Annotated in this window: 12 protein-coding genes; 7 read left to right on the top strand and 5 right to left on the bottom strand. The window is 66.1% G+C overall.

The window, feature by feature from the left end:
• From FOB72_RS19180 to FOB72_RS19150, 7 genes are read left to right on the top strand one after another with little or no spacing between them, the layout of a single operon-like run.
• The gene (locus tag FOB72_RS19180; protein ID WP_150374332.1) at nucleotides 1-1,635 is read left to right on the top strand and encodes a hydantoinase B/oxoprolinase family protein; all 1,635 of its coding nucleotides are present in this window, start codon (nucleotides 1-3) and stop codon (nucleotides 1,633-1,635) included.
• A 32-nt stretch (nucleotides 1,636-1,667) separates the two neighbouring features.
• A complete protein-coding gene (locus tag FOB72_RS19175) occupies nucleotides 1,668-2,912 on the top strand; it encodes an ABC transporter substrate-binding protein (RefSeq protein WP_223851695.1) in 1,245 nt (414 codons plus the stop codon).
• Between the two features lie 24 nt (nucleotides 2,913-2,936).
• Nucleotides 2,937-3,713 carry an ABC transporter ATP-binding protein gene (locus FOB72_RS19170; RefSeq protein ID WP_150374331.1) on the top strand — a complete coding sequence of 259 codons (777 nt, stop codon included), beginning with the start codon at nucleotides 2,937-2,939 and terminating at the stop codon, nucleotides 3,711-3,713.
• Between the two features lies 1 nt (nucleotide 3,714).
• Nucleotides 3,715-4,443 carry an ABC transporter ATP-binding protein gene (locus FOB72_RS19165; protein ID WP_150374330.1) on the top strand — a complete coding sequence of 243 codons (729 nt, stop codon included), beginning with the start codon at nucleotides 3,715-3,717 and terminating at the stop codon, nucleotides 4,441-4,443.
• Nucleotides 4,444-4,448: 5 nt separating this feature from the next.
• Nucleotides 4,449-5,333: a branched-chain amino acid ABC transporter permease gene (locus FOB72_RS19160; RefSeq protein WP_150374329.1), complete on the top strand. Its 885-nt coding sequence runs from the start codon at nucleotides 4,449-4,451 to the stop codon at nucleotides 5,331-5,333.
• A gap of 20 nt (nucleotides 5,334-5,353) precedes the next feature.
• Entirely contained in the window at nucleotides 5,354-6,370 is a 1,017-nt protein-coding gene (locus tag FOB72_RS19155; RefSeq protein ID WP_150374328.1) for a branched-chain amino acid ABC transporter permease, read from the top strand.
• 18 nt (nucleotides 6,371-6,388) lie between these two features.
• Nucleotides 6,389-7,333, top strand: coding sequence for a LysR family transcriptional regulator (locus tag FOB72_RS19150; RefSeq protein WP_150374327.1), 945 nt, complete (start codon nucleotides 6,389-6,391; stop codon nucleotides 7,331-7,333).
• 14 nt (nucleotides 7,334-7,347) lie between these two features.
• Here the strand turns inward: FOB72_RS19150 and FOB72_RS19145 are convergent, their stop codons facing one another.
• The 5 genes from FOB72_RS19145 to FOB72_RS19125 all read right to left on the bottom strand — a co-directional run bounded on the left by FOB72_RS19145 (nucleotide 7,348) and on the right by FOB72_RS19125 (nucleotide 12,863).
• Nucleotides 7,348-8,241 carry a glycine betaine ABC transporter substrate-binding protein gene (locus FOB72_RS19145; protein ID WP_150374326.1) on the bottom strand — a complete coding sequence of 298 codons (894 nt, stop codon included), beginning with the start codon at nucleotides 8,239-8,241 and terminating at the stop codon, nucleotides 7,348-7,350.
• Nucleotides 8,242-8,272: 31 nt separating this feature from the next.
• Nucleotides 8,273-9,649 (bottom strand): aldehyde dehydrogenase family protein, encoded by a 1,377-nt coding sequence (locus FOB72_RS19140; protein ID WP_150374325.1) that lies wholly within the window; start codon nucleotides 9,647-9,649, stop codon nucleotides 8,273-8,275.
• 116 nt (nucleotides 9,650-9,765) lie between these two features.
• The gene (locus tag FOB72_RS19135) at nucleotides 9,766-11,316 is read right to left on the bottom strand and encodes a UdgX family uracil-DNA binding protein (RefSeq protein ID WP_150374324.1); all 1,551 of its coding nucleotides are present in this window, start codon (nucleotides 11,314-11,316) and stop codon (nucleotides 9,766-9,768) included.
• 2 nt (nucleotides 11,317-11,318) lie between these two features.
• A complete protein-coding gene (locus FOB72_RS19130) occupies nucleotides 11,319-12,551 on the bottom strand; it encodes a putative DNA modification/repair radical SAM protein (protein ID WP_150374323.1) in 1,233 nt (410 codons plus the stop codon).
• Nucleotides 12,552-12,629: 78 nt separating this feature from the next.
• The gene (locus FOB72_RS19125; RefSeq protein WP_150374322.1) at nucleotides 12,630-12,863 is read right to left on the bottom strand and encodes a DUF2945 domain-containing protein; all 234 of its coding nucleotides are present in this window, start codon (nucleotides 12,861-12,863) and stop codon (nucleotides 12,630-12,632) included.
• Nucleotides 12,864-12,870: the final 7 nt, after the last annotated feature.

Here is a 12,870-nt window from a genome sequence, read left to right as displayed (position 1 = left end):
ATGCCGGTCAATCCGTTCGACAACGCGATCATCAGCCAGAGCATGCTCGCGGCCGCCCGCGAGATGGGCGTCAAGCTGATTCGCTCCGCGTATACCACCATCCTGCGCGAGGCCAGCGACGGCTCCGCCGCGATTGCCAACGTGCATGGCGACATCGTCGCCCAGGCCGAGCTGATTCCCATCCAGCTGGGTCCCATCGGCATGACGCTGAAGGCGCTGCTCAAGAAGCATCCGGCGGAGACGATCACGCCGGACGACTTCATGATCACGAACGATCCGTACTCGGGTGGCCAGCACTTGCCCGACGTCTATATCTTCTGCCCGATCTTCTACAGCGGAAAGCTCATCGGCTTCGCGGCCAGCGTGGCGCACCAGATCGACTTTGGCGGCGGCGCCCCGGGCCTGGACCCCGGTGCCAGCGACATCTATCAGGAAGGCCTGCGCCTGCCGCTGACCAAGTGGTCGAAGAGCAAGGACTGGGACGGCGGTCCGTTCGAGCAGCTCGTGCGCGCCAATATCCGCGTGCCGGACCTGACCATCGGCGACATGAACGCGATGTTCGCGGCCAATGCCATTGCCAATGCGCGCGTCACGCAGCTCTGCGACAAGTACGGCGAAGCGACGGTCACCGAAGTCATGGCCGAGATGGTCAACTACTCGGAGCGCCGCTTCCGCGCCGCCATCCAGCAGGTGCCCGATGGCGTGTACTACGGCGAAGATGTGATCGACGACGACGGTGTCAGCGACGAACCGCTGCTGATCAAGGCCAAGGTCACCGTGGCCGGCGACTCGATCGACATCGACTTCGACGGCAGCAGCCCGCAGGTACGCCGCAACCTCAACTCGCCGTACTCGTGCACGGTGTCCGCCGCGGTCACGGTGGTCAAGTCGATCCTGACCTCGCCGGATATCCCGTTCAACGACGGCATTCTGCGCGCGGTCCGCATCTCGGCGCCGTACGGGTCGATCCTGAACCCGGCGCCGCCGTCGCCGGTGCGCGCGCGCCTGGAGGCCAACTACCGGATCTACAACGCCGTCATGCGCGCGCTGTCCACGGTGGTGCCCGAGAAGGTCATCGCCACGGGCTTCGACACGCTGACCGCCGCATGCTTCTCCATCCAGCGCGACGAGAGCTACAGCGTCTATCTTGAAATCTTCGGCGGCGGCTACGGTGGCTCGCAGCACGGCGACGGTTGCGATGCGGTGGACTCGCCGCTCTCCAATTGCGCGAACACGCCAGCGGAAGCGCTCGACATGGAGTACGACTTCTTCCGTCTGGAGCGTTACGCGCTGGAAGCGGACTCCTTCGGCACGGGCAAGCACCGTGGCGGTGCCGGTTTCAGCCGCGAATACTCGGTGCTCAAGGATGGCGTGGTATTTGCAATCTACGCGGACCGTCACCGTTATGCACCACGCGGGCTCTTCGGCGGCGAGGAAGGCAAGCGCGGCTATTGCGAAATCACGCGCAACGGCGTCACCGAACGCCTGGCGTCGAAGTCGATGGTCACGCTGAACAAGGGCGACCGTGTCAAGGTGTTCATGGGCGGCGGGGGCGGTTACGGCGATGCGCGCGAGCGCAACCCGGAACTGGTGGAAGCCGATATCTGTGATGGCATGGTAGCCAGCGCGCGCTAGACCGTGCGGCACTCTTTGGGGGAATAGAAATCATGAAGCATCGTTTCAGTGGTGTGCTGTCCCAATCGTTTGTGAAGTCGATCGCGGCGTCGGCGCTGCTGCTTGGCGCCGCTGGCGCGCAGGCCGAGATCTCCGACGGCGTGGTCCGCATCGGTCTGCTGACCGACATGTCGGGCGCGTTCTCGCAGTTCTCCGGCCAGGGGTCGGTCGTGGCCGCCCAGATGGCCATCGATGACTGTCTCGCCAGAGAGTGCAAGGGACTGAAGATCGAGCTACTGACCGCCGACCATCAGAACAAGACCGATATCGCGCTGGCCAAGGCCCGCGAGTGGGCCGACGTCAACAAGGTGGATGCCTACGCGGACATGGTCAACTCCGCGGTGGCGCTCGCCATGGAGAGCCTGGCCGTGCAGAAGAAGAAGGCCGCGCTGTTCGCGGGCGGTCCCGTGCGCATTACCAACGAGGACTGCCAGCCCGAGTACGTCGTGCAGTGGATGTGGGACACCTACTCGCAGACCGCCGCGGCCATCAAGGGCATCGCGCAGGCGAAGCAACGCTGGTACTTCATCACCGTGGACTACGCGTACGGCAACGCGGCGGCCGCCGAGGCGCGCAAGCAGCTGGAGGCGCTTGGCGCGCAGACCGTCGGCGAGACCAAGCACCCGCTCAACAGCAGCGACATGTCGTCGCAGATCATCGCCGCGCAGCAGTCCAACGCGGACGTGATCGCGTACGTCAACTCGGGCGCGGACTCGGCCAATGCCATCAAGACCGCGAGCCAGTTCAAGCTCGGCGCCAAGAAGATGCAGGCGGCGTTCTTCCCGACGGTCTACGAGATCAAGGGCATCGGTCTCGACCAGGCCAAGGGGCTGCGCTTTCCGGAGAGCTTCTACTGGGACATCGACGACGGCACGCGCCGCTTCAGCAAGCGCTTCATGGACATCTACAAGAAGGGACCGCCGTCGCTGACGCACGCCGGTGTCTACTCGTCCGTGCTGCACTACCTGAAGGCCGTGGCATCCAGCAAGTCCGATGACGCCCAGGTGGCCATCCGCACCATGCACCAGCTTCCCATCCAGGACGACGTGGTACGCAATCCCAAGCTACGCCCCGACGGCCGCATGGTGCATGACTACTACTACTTCCGCGTGAAGAACCCCGAGGAGTCGAAGGGGCCGTGGGATCTGTACGCACTGGAGAAAACGCTGCCCGGCGACGACGTATTCCTGCCGGTCGGCAACAGCCAGTGCCGGGTCTTCAAGAACGCCTCGAAGTAGCCCGGCCCCAGGCTCGTACACGGCATGACTCCAGACGATCTGATACTCGAGACGCACGCGCTGACCAAGACGTTCAAGGGTTTTACCGCGGTCAGCGACGTGAACCTGCGCGTGAAGCGTGGTTCGATTCATGCCTTGATCGGCCCCAACGGGGCCGGCAAGACCACATGTTTCAACCTGCTGACGAAGTTCCTCGAACCGACGACGGGCACGATCCTGTTCAACGGTATCGACATCACGCGCGACAAGCCCGCGCAGATCGCGCGCCGCGGCGTGATCCGCTCGTTTCAGATCTCGGCCGTTTTCCCGCACCTCACGGTGCGGGAAAACGTTCGCATCGGTCTGCAACGCCAGCTCGGCACCGCGTTCCAGTTCTGGCGCAGCGAGCGTTCGCTCGACGTGCTGAACGATCGCGCGATGGCGCTGCTGGAGCAGGTCGGCCTGACCGAGTTCGCGGAGACCGTTACGGTGAACCTGCCGTACGGCCGCAAGCGCGCGCTCGAGATCGCCACCACGCTCGCGATGGAACCGGAACTCATGCTGCTGGACGAGCCCACGCAGGGCATGGGCCACGAGGATGTGGACCGCGTGACGCAGCTGATCAGAAAGGTCTCCGCGGGCCGCACGATCCTGATGGTCGAGCACAACATGAACGTGGTCTCGTCGATCGCCGACAAGATCACCGTCCTGCAGCGTGGCGCGATTCTCGCCGAAGGTTCGTACGCGGAGGTGTCGAAGGACCCGCGCGTGATGGAAGCGTACATGGGCACCGTCGATGCCGAACTGCAGGGGGCGCACTGAGATGACATCCACCATCCCTGCCCTCGAGATCGAGGGCCTGCACGCCTGGTATGGCGAATCGCACATCCTGCACGGCGTGAACCTCACCGTGAACCACGGTGAGGTGGTCACGCTGCTGGGCCGCAACGGCGCGGGCCGCACCACGACGCTGCGCGCGATCATGGGCCTCACGGGCACGCGCAAGGGCTCGATCCAGGTGAACGGGAACGAGACCATCGGCCTGCCCACGCACAAGATCGCGCACTACGGCATCGGCTACTGCCCGGAAGAGCGGGCCATCTTCTCGAGCCTCTCGTGCGAAGAGAACCTGCTGCTGCCACCCCCACTGAAGCACCAACGGGCGGGCATGAAGGAGGCCATGAGCGAAGCCGAGATCTACGAGATGTTCCCGAACCTCGCCGAACGCCGGCAGAGTCAGGGCACACGCCTCTCGGGCGGCGAGCAGCAGATGCTGGCCGTCGGCCGCATCCTGCGCACGGGCGCCAACCTGCTGCTGCTCGACGAGATCTCGGAAGGGCTGGCGCCCGTCATCGTGCAGGCGCTTGCGCGCATGATCCTCACGCTCAAGAAGAAGGGCTACACGGTGGTGATGGTGGAGCAGAACTTCCGCTTCGCCGCGCCGCTCGCGGACCGCTTCTACGTCATGGAACACGGCAACATCGTCGAACGCTTCGCGGCCAACGAGCTCCAGAAGAAGATGCCCGTCCTCAACGAATTGCTGGGAGTCTGAACACGATGGATATCTTCGGCTATCCGCTGCCGGCGCTGCTGTCCCAGCTGCTGCTGGGCCTCGTCAATGGCGCGTTCTACGCGATGCTGAGTCTGGGGCTGGCCGTGATCTTCGGCCTGCTCAACGTGATCAATTTCGCGCACGGTGCGCTGTTCATGCTCGGCGCCGTGCTCGCGTGGGCCGGCATGGAGTATGCGGGCCTCAACTACTGGGTGATGCTCGCACTCTCGCCGCTCGTTGTCGGCGCGCTCGGCGTGATCATCGAGAAGACCATGCTGCGGTGGATCTACAAGCTCGATCACATCTACGGCCTGCTGCTGACGCTCGGCATCACGCTCGTGATCGAGGGCGTGCTCCGCTCCGTCTACGGCGTGTCCGGCCTGCCGTACTCGCCGCCAGAAGCGCTGCAGGGCGCGACCGACCTCGGCTTCATGATCCTGCCGAACTATCGCGGCTGGGTCGTGGTGGCCTCGCTCGTCGTCTGTATCGCCACGTGGTACGTGATCGAGAAGACCAAGCTCGGCGCCTATCTGCGTGCCGGCACCGAAAACCCTAAGATGGTCGAGGCGTTCGGCATCAACGTGCCGCTCATGGTCACGCTGACGTATGGCTTCGGCGTGGCGCTGGCCGCGTTCGCGGGCGTGCTCGCGGCGCCCGTCATCCAGATCTCGCCGCTCATGGGCCAGAACCTGATCATCGTCGTGTTCGCGGTGGTCGTGATCGGCGGCATGGGTTCGATCATGGGCTCGATTCTCACGGGCCTGGGCCTCGGCGTCATCGAGGGCCTGACCAAGGTGTTCTATCCCGAGGCCTCCGCCACGGTCGTGTTCGCGATCATGGCCATCGTGCTGCTGATTCGTCCCGCCGGCCTGTTCGGCAAAGACAAATAGAACCCCTGAGGATTCCTGCCGTGGACAAGAAAATACTCCCCCTGCTCGTTCTCGTCGTCATCCTCGTCGCGCCATTTGCGGGCGTCTATCCGCTGTTCGTGCTGAAGGTGCTGTGCTTCGCGCTGTTCGCCTGCGCGTTCAACCTGCTGATCGGCTACGCAGGCCTGCTGTCGTTCGGCCACGCGGCACTCTTCGGCGGCGCCGGCTATATCGCGGGCCATGCGCTCAAGCACTGGGGCATCACGCCCGAGCTGGCCCTGCTCGTGGGCACGCTGACCGGTGCGCTACTCGGCGCGGGCATGGGTGCGCTGGCCATTCGCCGCCAGGGCATCTACTTCTCGATGATCACGCTCGCCCTCGCGCAGATGCTGTACTTCGCCTGCCTGCAGGCGCCGTTCACGGGGGGCGAGGACGGCCTGCAGGGTGTGCCGCGCGGCAACCTGTTCGGCCTGCTGTCGCTGGAGGACGATCGCGTGCTCTATTACGTGGTCGTGGCGATCGTCGCCGCCGCATTCGTGCTGCTCGGCCGTATCGTCGCCTCGCCGTTCGGGTCCGTGCTGGCCGCGATCAAGGAGCATGAGCCGCGCGCCGTCTCGCTCGGCTACGACGCGGACCGCTTCAAGCTGCTCGCGTTCGTGCTGTCGGCCGCGATCTCCGGGCTTGCCGGCTCGCTCAAGGTGCTCGTGCTCGGTTTCGAGACGCTGACCGACGTGCACTGGTCGATGTCGGGCACCGTGATCCTGATGGCGCTGCTGGGCGGCATCGGCACGCGCTGGGGCCCCGTGCTCGGTGCGCTCGTCATCGTCACGCTGGAGACGCGCATCGGCGATATCGGCGCCTCGCTCGCATCGCTGACCGGCATTCCTGCATTCAACGCGCTCGGCGAATCGGTCACGATCGTCAGCGGACTGTTGTTCGTGGGCACCGTGATGTTCCTGCGCGGTGGCCTGATCTGCGCACTGGCGCCCATCGCGCGTACGAAGCGCGCCATGCAGTTGCGGCGCGTCGCGGCTCGGGACAAAATGCAGGAGACTTGAAACATCAGGAGTACCCGCATGCTGGATATCCGCCAACTGCACTATTTCGTGGCGGTCGCCGAGGACGAGCACGTCGGCCGTGCCGCCGAACGGCTGCATATTTCCCAGTCTCCGCTGAGCCGGCAGATCGCCCAGCTCGAGGAAAAACTCGGCCTCGTGCTGTTCGAGCGCGCGCAGCAACGCATTCGCCTCACGCGCGATGGACGGGTGTTTCTTGCCGAGGCGCGCGCGTTCCTCACGCACGCCAGCCGGCTTGAATCGCTCGCGCGACGGCTCGGCAGCGGCGACGAAGGCGGCCTGTGCATCGGCTACCTCGAGTACGCGATGCATTCGGGCGTGCTGCCCAATGCGTTGCGGCAGCTGCGCGAGACGCGCCCCGCTGTGCATATCGCGCTCTACAACCAGCAATCGGCCGCGCAACTCGAAGGCCTGCGCCAGCGCAGCCTCGATATCGCGCTGGTCTGCGAGCCCCCTCCGGCCGACGATCCCGATCTCGACGCGGCGCAGGTGCTCAACGATCCGATGCTGCTCGTGCTGCCCGCCTCGCATCCGCTCGCCAACGCCACGCAGTTCACACCCGACGACCTGGCCGCGCAGGAGTGGATCGGCGTGATGCACAAGGAAAGCGTGCTGCGCCACGATACGTTCATCGCCGCGTGCGCGCGGGCCGGCTTTACGCCGACGATCAAGATGGAAGCGACGGAGCCGCTGGCCGCGCTGGGACTCGTGGCGGCCGGGCTCGGGGTGACGACGATCCAGCAGAGCCTGCGTCACCAGGCGCCCGATGGCGTGGTGCTGCACGAACTGCCGTGGTTCGCATATCGCACGCCGCTGTGGGCGGCATGGCATCGTGTGAATCTGCGCCCGCTCGTGGAGTCGTTCCGCAAGACGCTGCTCGATGTGAGCAGCGCCAGGGCCGCGGCCACCGAGGCGCTCGAGGCGGCCATTGCCAGCGCCGCCTGAAGACTAGCCCCGCATTACTGCGCGAACCACGCCTTGACGATGTCGGGGTTCGCGCGCATCCAGTCGCGCGCGACCTGCGCCGACGGCTTCTTGTCCACGACGATCTGCCGTTCGAGCTCGGTCACGACGGGAATGCCCAGCTGCACGCGCGACAGCACCGTGCGCGTGCGCGCGGGCCATGTCTCCCATATCGCCTTGCGTACCACCACCACCGCCCGATCGGTACCGAACACGCCCTGCGGTTCCTCGAGCACGCGCACCGGATATACCGCGTTCAGGTACTGCGGCTGCCAGAGCGGCATGACCATCCACTTGCCCGATGCGGTCGCGTCGGCGAGGCGCCTGGCCCATTCCGGCGCCGGCGCGATGCCGAGCTTGTAGCCGGCCGCTTCGAGCCCGTAGCGCTTCATGATCTCGCCGGAACCCACCATCAAACCCGACCCGGGCCCGACGCCGATGATGTCCTTGTCCATGCGCGCGGCCACGTCGGGCTTGCGCAGGTCATCCACCGAACGCACCGCCGATTCGGGCACATGCGCGGGCACGGCCCAGTAGAGCTTCGCGCCCTCGTAGAGCGTGGTCGCCTCGACAAGCTGGCTGGCGAGCGGCGCCTGCAGCTTGCCATGCGCATTCGGCAGCCACGAGGCGACGAGCATATCGACCTCCCCCTTGCCAAGACGGTCGTAGATGGTCGGGTGATTGCCTTCGGACACGGTGACCTTGTGGCCCAGATCTTCGAGCACGGCCTGCACCACCGCGCCGGTGGCGACGTAGAAGGTCAGGTTGATCTGGCCCATCGTCACGGGGGGCGCACTCTGCGCGCGGGCAGGTGTCACGACTCCCGCGACTCCCACCATTCCCAGGCTCACGGCCACCGCGGCCAGCGTTCGCACGACATGCTTCAACATCGATTCCTCTCCGAGGGTGGTAAAAAATGGGTCATGACTTGAAGACGATCATCTTCTCTTCGGTCATCTCATCGACGGTCCACGGAATGCCGCCGATGCCGTAACCCGATTCGCGGCGGCCCGCAAAGGGCATCCAGTCCGTACGGAACGCGGTGTGGTCGTTGATCATGACCGCCGAGGCATCGAGGCGCTCCGCCGCGTCGAGCGCCACGCGCAGGTTCTCGGTGAACACGCTCGCCTGGAATGCGACCGGCAGCGAATTGGCCGATTCGATCGCCTCGTCGATATCGGTGTAGCGATAGATGCAGGTAAGCGGACCGAAGACTTCCAGCGTGGAGACCTTGGCATCGCGCGGCGGTTCGACCAGCACCGACGGCTTGAGCGTGGTGTCGCTCAGACGGCCGCCGCCGATCAGCCGCGCGCCGCCGGTCACGGCCTCGTCGATCCAGCTCTGCACGCGCGCGGCCTCCTTCGGCGAGATCAGCGGCCCCACTTCCGTTTCCGCCAGCGTGGGATCGCCCACCTTCAGTTGCGCCACGCGCGCGGCAAAGCGCTCGGTGAACGCGTCGGCAAGATCGGCATGCACGTAGATGCGCTGCGTGGAAACACAGACCTGCCCCGCGTGGTAGTACCCGCCCTTGACCAGCGGCTCGACGATCTTGTCGAGATCGGCGGAGCGGTCGATGATGGCTGGTGCCACGCCACCGTGCTCGAGCGCGCAGCGCGCGCCCGGCGCGAGCTTCGAACGCAGATGCCAGCCCACGCGCGCGGAGCCGATAAAGCTCAGGAATGCCGTGCGCGGATCGGTGACGAGCTTCTCGGCGAGGTCGGTCGATTCAGGCACGAAGGTCTGGCACCAGCCATCGGGCAATCCCGCCTCCCGCACGAGTTCGGCGAACCGCAGGCAGGACAGCGGCGTCGGCCCCGCGGGCTTGATGATGACCGGACAGCCCGCGACGATGGCCGGCACGATCTGGTGCACGACGAGATTCAGCGGATGATTGAATGCCGAGATGGCCGCCACGACGCCGATCGGCTCGACGATCGTGAACGCGCGCCGCGCGTCGCTCGCGCGCGTAAGGCCCATCGGAATCTCACGCCCGGCCTTCGTGCGCAGCACGTCGATGCCATTGCGCACGCCATCGATCGCGCGATCGGTCTCGATCAGCGCATCGGTCAGCGGCTTGCCGCCCTCGCGCGCGATCTGCATGCCGAGCGCATCGCGTTCGGCCTCCATGAGCGCGGCCAACCGTTGCAGGATGGCCATGCGCTCATGAACGGGAATCCATGTGGACCGGTCGCGGAACAGCCGCCGGGCCGTGACGAGCTTGCGCTCCAGCGCCGCGGCGTCGTCGCTCTCGATATCGGCAATCGGCTTGCGGTCGAACGCCTGGACAACTTCGATCATGGCAGGACTCCTCGTTCATCGGTGATCACCCTGGAAACTAGCAGTCCGCACGATAGTGCGTGGTTAAACGCTGTGAAAATGTAACGCCGACGACGCTTGCGTGTGCATGAATCTTCTCAGCGCTCGGCGAGCCGTCTCGCGCAGGCCATGGCCGCTTCGATGGCAGCCGCGATCTTCTGCGGCGCGCCCGGTTCGCGCGCGCGCAACGCGTACGACGGATGCCATGTTGCGACGAGCCACGTACCGTCGTCGGTACGAACGGGGGTGTCCAGATAATCGCGCAACTCGGCCTTGTGCCCGAGGATCGCGCGCAGGGCCGTGGCACCGAGCGTGACAATGACCATGGGCCGCACCGTCGCGCGCTCCTGTTCCAGCCAGTGCGCGCAGGCCTCCACCTCGCGTTGCGCGGGGGTCTTGTGCAGGCGCCGCTTGCCGCTTGCGATCCATTTGAAATGTTTGACCGCATTGGTCATGAAGACCGTGTCCGGTGCCACGCCGGCGCGGCGCATCGCATCGTTCAGCACCTTGCCGGCGGGACCCACGAACGGCCGTCCGGCCAGATCTTCCTGATCGCCGGGCTGCTCGCCCACGAGCATGATGCGCGCGGCGTCCGGCCCGTGGCCCGCGACCGCCTGCGTCGCGTGCTGCCAGAGTTCGCAGCGGCGGCATTGGTCGAGCGACGTCGGGGCCGCGCGCTGGGGTAACGCCTGTTCGGCCTCCACGGCCACCTGCTTGCCGCGCATCGCGCCCACGGTGCCTGCCTGCGCCACGCGGCGCGCGCCATTGCGCGCTTCGGCGACCATGCCGGGAATCAGCGCGCCTTCGGGCAGGCCTTTCCAGAAGCGCACCGGCATGTGCTGGTGCAGCGCGCCCTCGTTGATGCGCGCCGGATTGAACGTGCTGCGGTAGTACGCGAGCCATAGTGGTTCGGCGCGGTCGCCGGCGGCGGCGTTGTGCAATGCCGCCGCGCCGGACGCATCGGCGTCGTCCGGTGCCGCCGACAACTGCATCGTCTGGCCGTTCCAGAGCGCCGCGCCCTGCGGCGTGCCGATCCACCACGATGCCGTGCCCATGCGTTTGGCAAAATGCTCGGCCGCTTCTTCGAGAACGTCGTGGTCCGGTTCGTACCATGCGACGAACTGCGGCAGATCGCCGGCCACTTCGCCGGCGGCGATGGCGTCGGCCTCGGGGCCGGGCGGCGGCCCGCCGCATTCGCGAAAGCGGACGTAGGCGATCATGTCGTGCATCGCGCGGCGAACCGATTTCGCCATGGCATGCAGGCGCGCGCCGTCCTCGTCGGCGGCGGAGGCGACGGCGCGGTCGCCCTGCTGCCAGCGCCAGAGCACGCGGTAGAGGAATGCCCAGCGTTCGGGCGAGCGGAATCGCGCGGCGTCGCGCAGCAACTGGGAAAGCGCTTTGGAAATGCGGACCTGGGGAGGTGACGGCGGTGCAGGTGACGCCGATGCAGCGGCCTCGGGGAATGCATCCGGGACGGGTGCGGCGTCCAGCGCCAGTTGCTCCATCGCCGTCGCCCGCCCCGGGCCGCGTTCGAGCCATGTCACCGTTTCCGGCGCCCACTGCGCGGCCAGCGCGCGCAATGCCTGCTCGCGCCACGCGGCATAACCGCCGCCGACCGCGCACTCGACGGTAAGCGTGCGCGCGGCCATGCTCATAACAAGGCGAGTTGCTGCTGCATCGGCTGCAGCGGTGACAAGGCGCGCCGCAGTTGCTCGGACGTCGGATCCGCGAGCGCGGGCCGATAGTCCTGCACGACGACGAACGGCTTGACCGTATCCATCGCACACCGCAGCCGCACGAGGTCCTGGTACCGCACCGCGCGCAACCGCCGCAACTCGGCGATCCGTTTGGCATTGCGCATGCCGATGCCCGGCACACGCGCAATCATCCGCTGCGGCGCGCGATTCAGATCGACGGGAAACGACTCGCGGTGTGCCAGCGCCCAGGCCAGCTTGGGATCGATATCGAGCGGCAGGTCGCCATCGTTCTGGAACAGCTCCTCCGCGCCAAACCCGTAGCCGCGCAACAGAAAGTCCGCCTGATAGAGCCGATGCTCGCGCAACAGCGGGGGCGCCTTGGCCGGCAACCCGCCGGGACTGTCGGGGATCGGGCTGAACGCCGAGTAATAGACGCGCTTGAGCTTGTACGCGCCATAGAGCGTCTGCGCGGTCTGGAGAATCGTGCGGTCATCGGCGTCATCGGCGCCGACGATCATCTGCGTGCTCTGTCCGGCCGGCGCCTTGGCTGGCGCATGATGCGGCGCCCGCTTTTCGTGCTCGGCCTCTTCCTGCGCCAGCCGGATGGTCCCCATCGCGCGCTTGATCGTATGCACGCTCTTCTCGGGCGCCAGCCGCTGCAGGCCGCCGTCGGTCGGCAATTCGATGTTGACGCTGAGCCGGTCCGCATGACGTCCGGCCGCGTCGATCAGTTTCGGATCGGCATCCGGAATCGTCTTCAGGTGGATATAGCCGCGGAACCGATGGTCCTCGCGCAGCGATCGCGCCACCTCGACCAGCTGCTCCATCGTGTAGTCGGCGCTGCGGATGATGCCCGAGCTCAGGAACAGCCCGTCGATATAGTTGCGGCGGTAAAAATCGAGCGTCAGGTCCACGACCTCGCTCGGCAGAAACCGCGCCCGGGGCACATTGCTGGACCGCCGGTTCACGCAATATTGGCAATCGTACTGGCAGAAATTGGTCAGCAGGATCTTGAGCAGCGAGACGCAGCGGCCATCCGGCGTAAAGCTGTGGCAGATGCCGGCGCCCGTGCTGGCACCCAGCCCCTCGCGCCCGCGCGAGTCGCGCCTGGGCGCGCCACTGCTGGCGCAGGAGGCGTCGTACTTGGCGGCATCCGCCAGAATCTCGAGTTTGGTGAGCAGTTCCATGGGGGCGGGCGCCGATACTGTATGGATATACAGTATTCTACGCATCTGCCTCCGACATGCAAGGTGCGTGCACCGGACTTAGCCGATCTTCTTCAGCGCATCCGCCTTGTGAATCGCTTTTTTCCCGCTGCGTGCGCTCTTTACCTCATATTGCGGGTCGGCCGGCGTGGCCTTGGCCGTATGGCCGCCGGCCTTGGCGGTAGCGGTCACCTTGCGGGTGACCGTGCCTTCGGTGGGGCCTTGCGAGGTCTGCCAACGGACCTTGTCCCCCTTCGAGACGCCCTTCGAGACGCCCTTCGATACCTTGGTCATGCCGCGC

Source organism: Cupriavidus pauculus, from assembly GCF_008693385.1.
Classification (GTDB): Bacteria; Pseudomonadota; Gammaproteobacteria; order Burkholderiales; family Burkholderiaceae; genus Cupriavidus; species Cupriavidus pauculus_D.
Note: the sequence above shows the minus strand (reverse complement) of the source record. Positions and strands in the feature narration are given on the sequence as shown.

Coding starts and splice junctions, on each gene's coding strand:
- FOB72_RS19180 (WP_150374332.1), top strand. CDS start 1: ATGCCGGTCAATCCGTTCGACAACGCGATCATCAGCCAGAGCATGCTC.
- FOB72_RS19175 (WP_223851695.1), top strand. CDS start 1,668: ATGAAGCATCGTTTCAGTGGTGTGCTGTCCCAATCGTTTGTGAAGTCG.
- FOB72_RS19170 (WP_150374331.1), top strand. CDS start 2,937: ATGACTCCAGACGATCTGATACTCGAGACGCACGCGCTGACCAAGACG.
- FOB72_RS19165 (WP_150374330.1), top strand. CDS start 3,715: ATGACATCCACCATCCCTGCCCTCGAGATCGAGGGCCTGCACGCCTGG.
- FOB72_RS19160 (WP_150374329.1), top strand. CDS start 4,449: ATGGATATCTTCGGCTATCCGCTGCCGGCGCTGCTGTCCCAGCTGCTG.
- FOB72_RS19150 (WP_150374327.1), top strand. CDS start 6,389: ATGCTGGATATCCGCCAACTGCACTATTTCGTGGCGGTCGCCGAGGAC.
- FOB72_RS19145 (WP_150374326.1), bottom strand. CDS start 8,241: ATGTTGAAGCATGTCGTGCGAACGCTGGCCGCGGTGGCCGTGAGCCTG.
- FOB72_RS19140 (WP_150374325.1), bottom strand. CDS start 9,649: ATGATCGAAGTTGTCCAGGCGTTCGACCGCAAGCCGATTGCCGATATC.
- FOB72_RS19135 (WP_150374324.1), bottom strand. CDS start 11,316: ATGGCCGCGCGCACGCTTACCGTCGAGTGCGCGGTCGGCGGCGGTTAT.
- FOB72_RS19130 (WP_150374323.1), bottom strand. CDS start 12,551: ATGGAACTGCTCACCAAACTCGAGATTCTGGCGGATGCCGCCAAGTAC.
- FOB72_RS19125 (WP_150374322.1), bottom strand. CDS start 12,863: ATGACCAAGGTATCGAAGGGCGTCTCGAAGGGCGTCTCGAAGGGGGAC.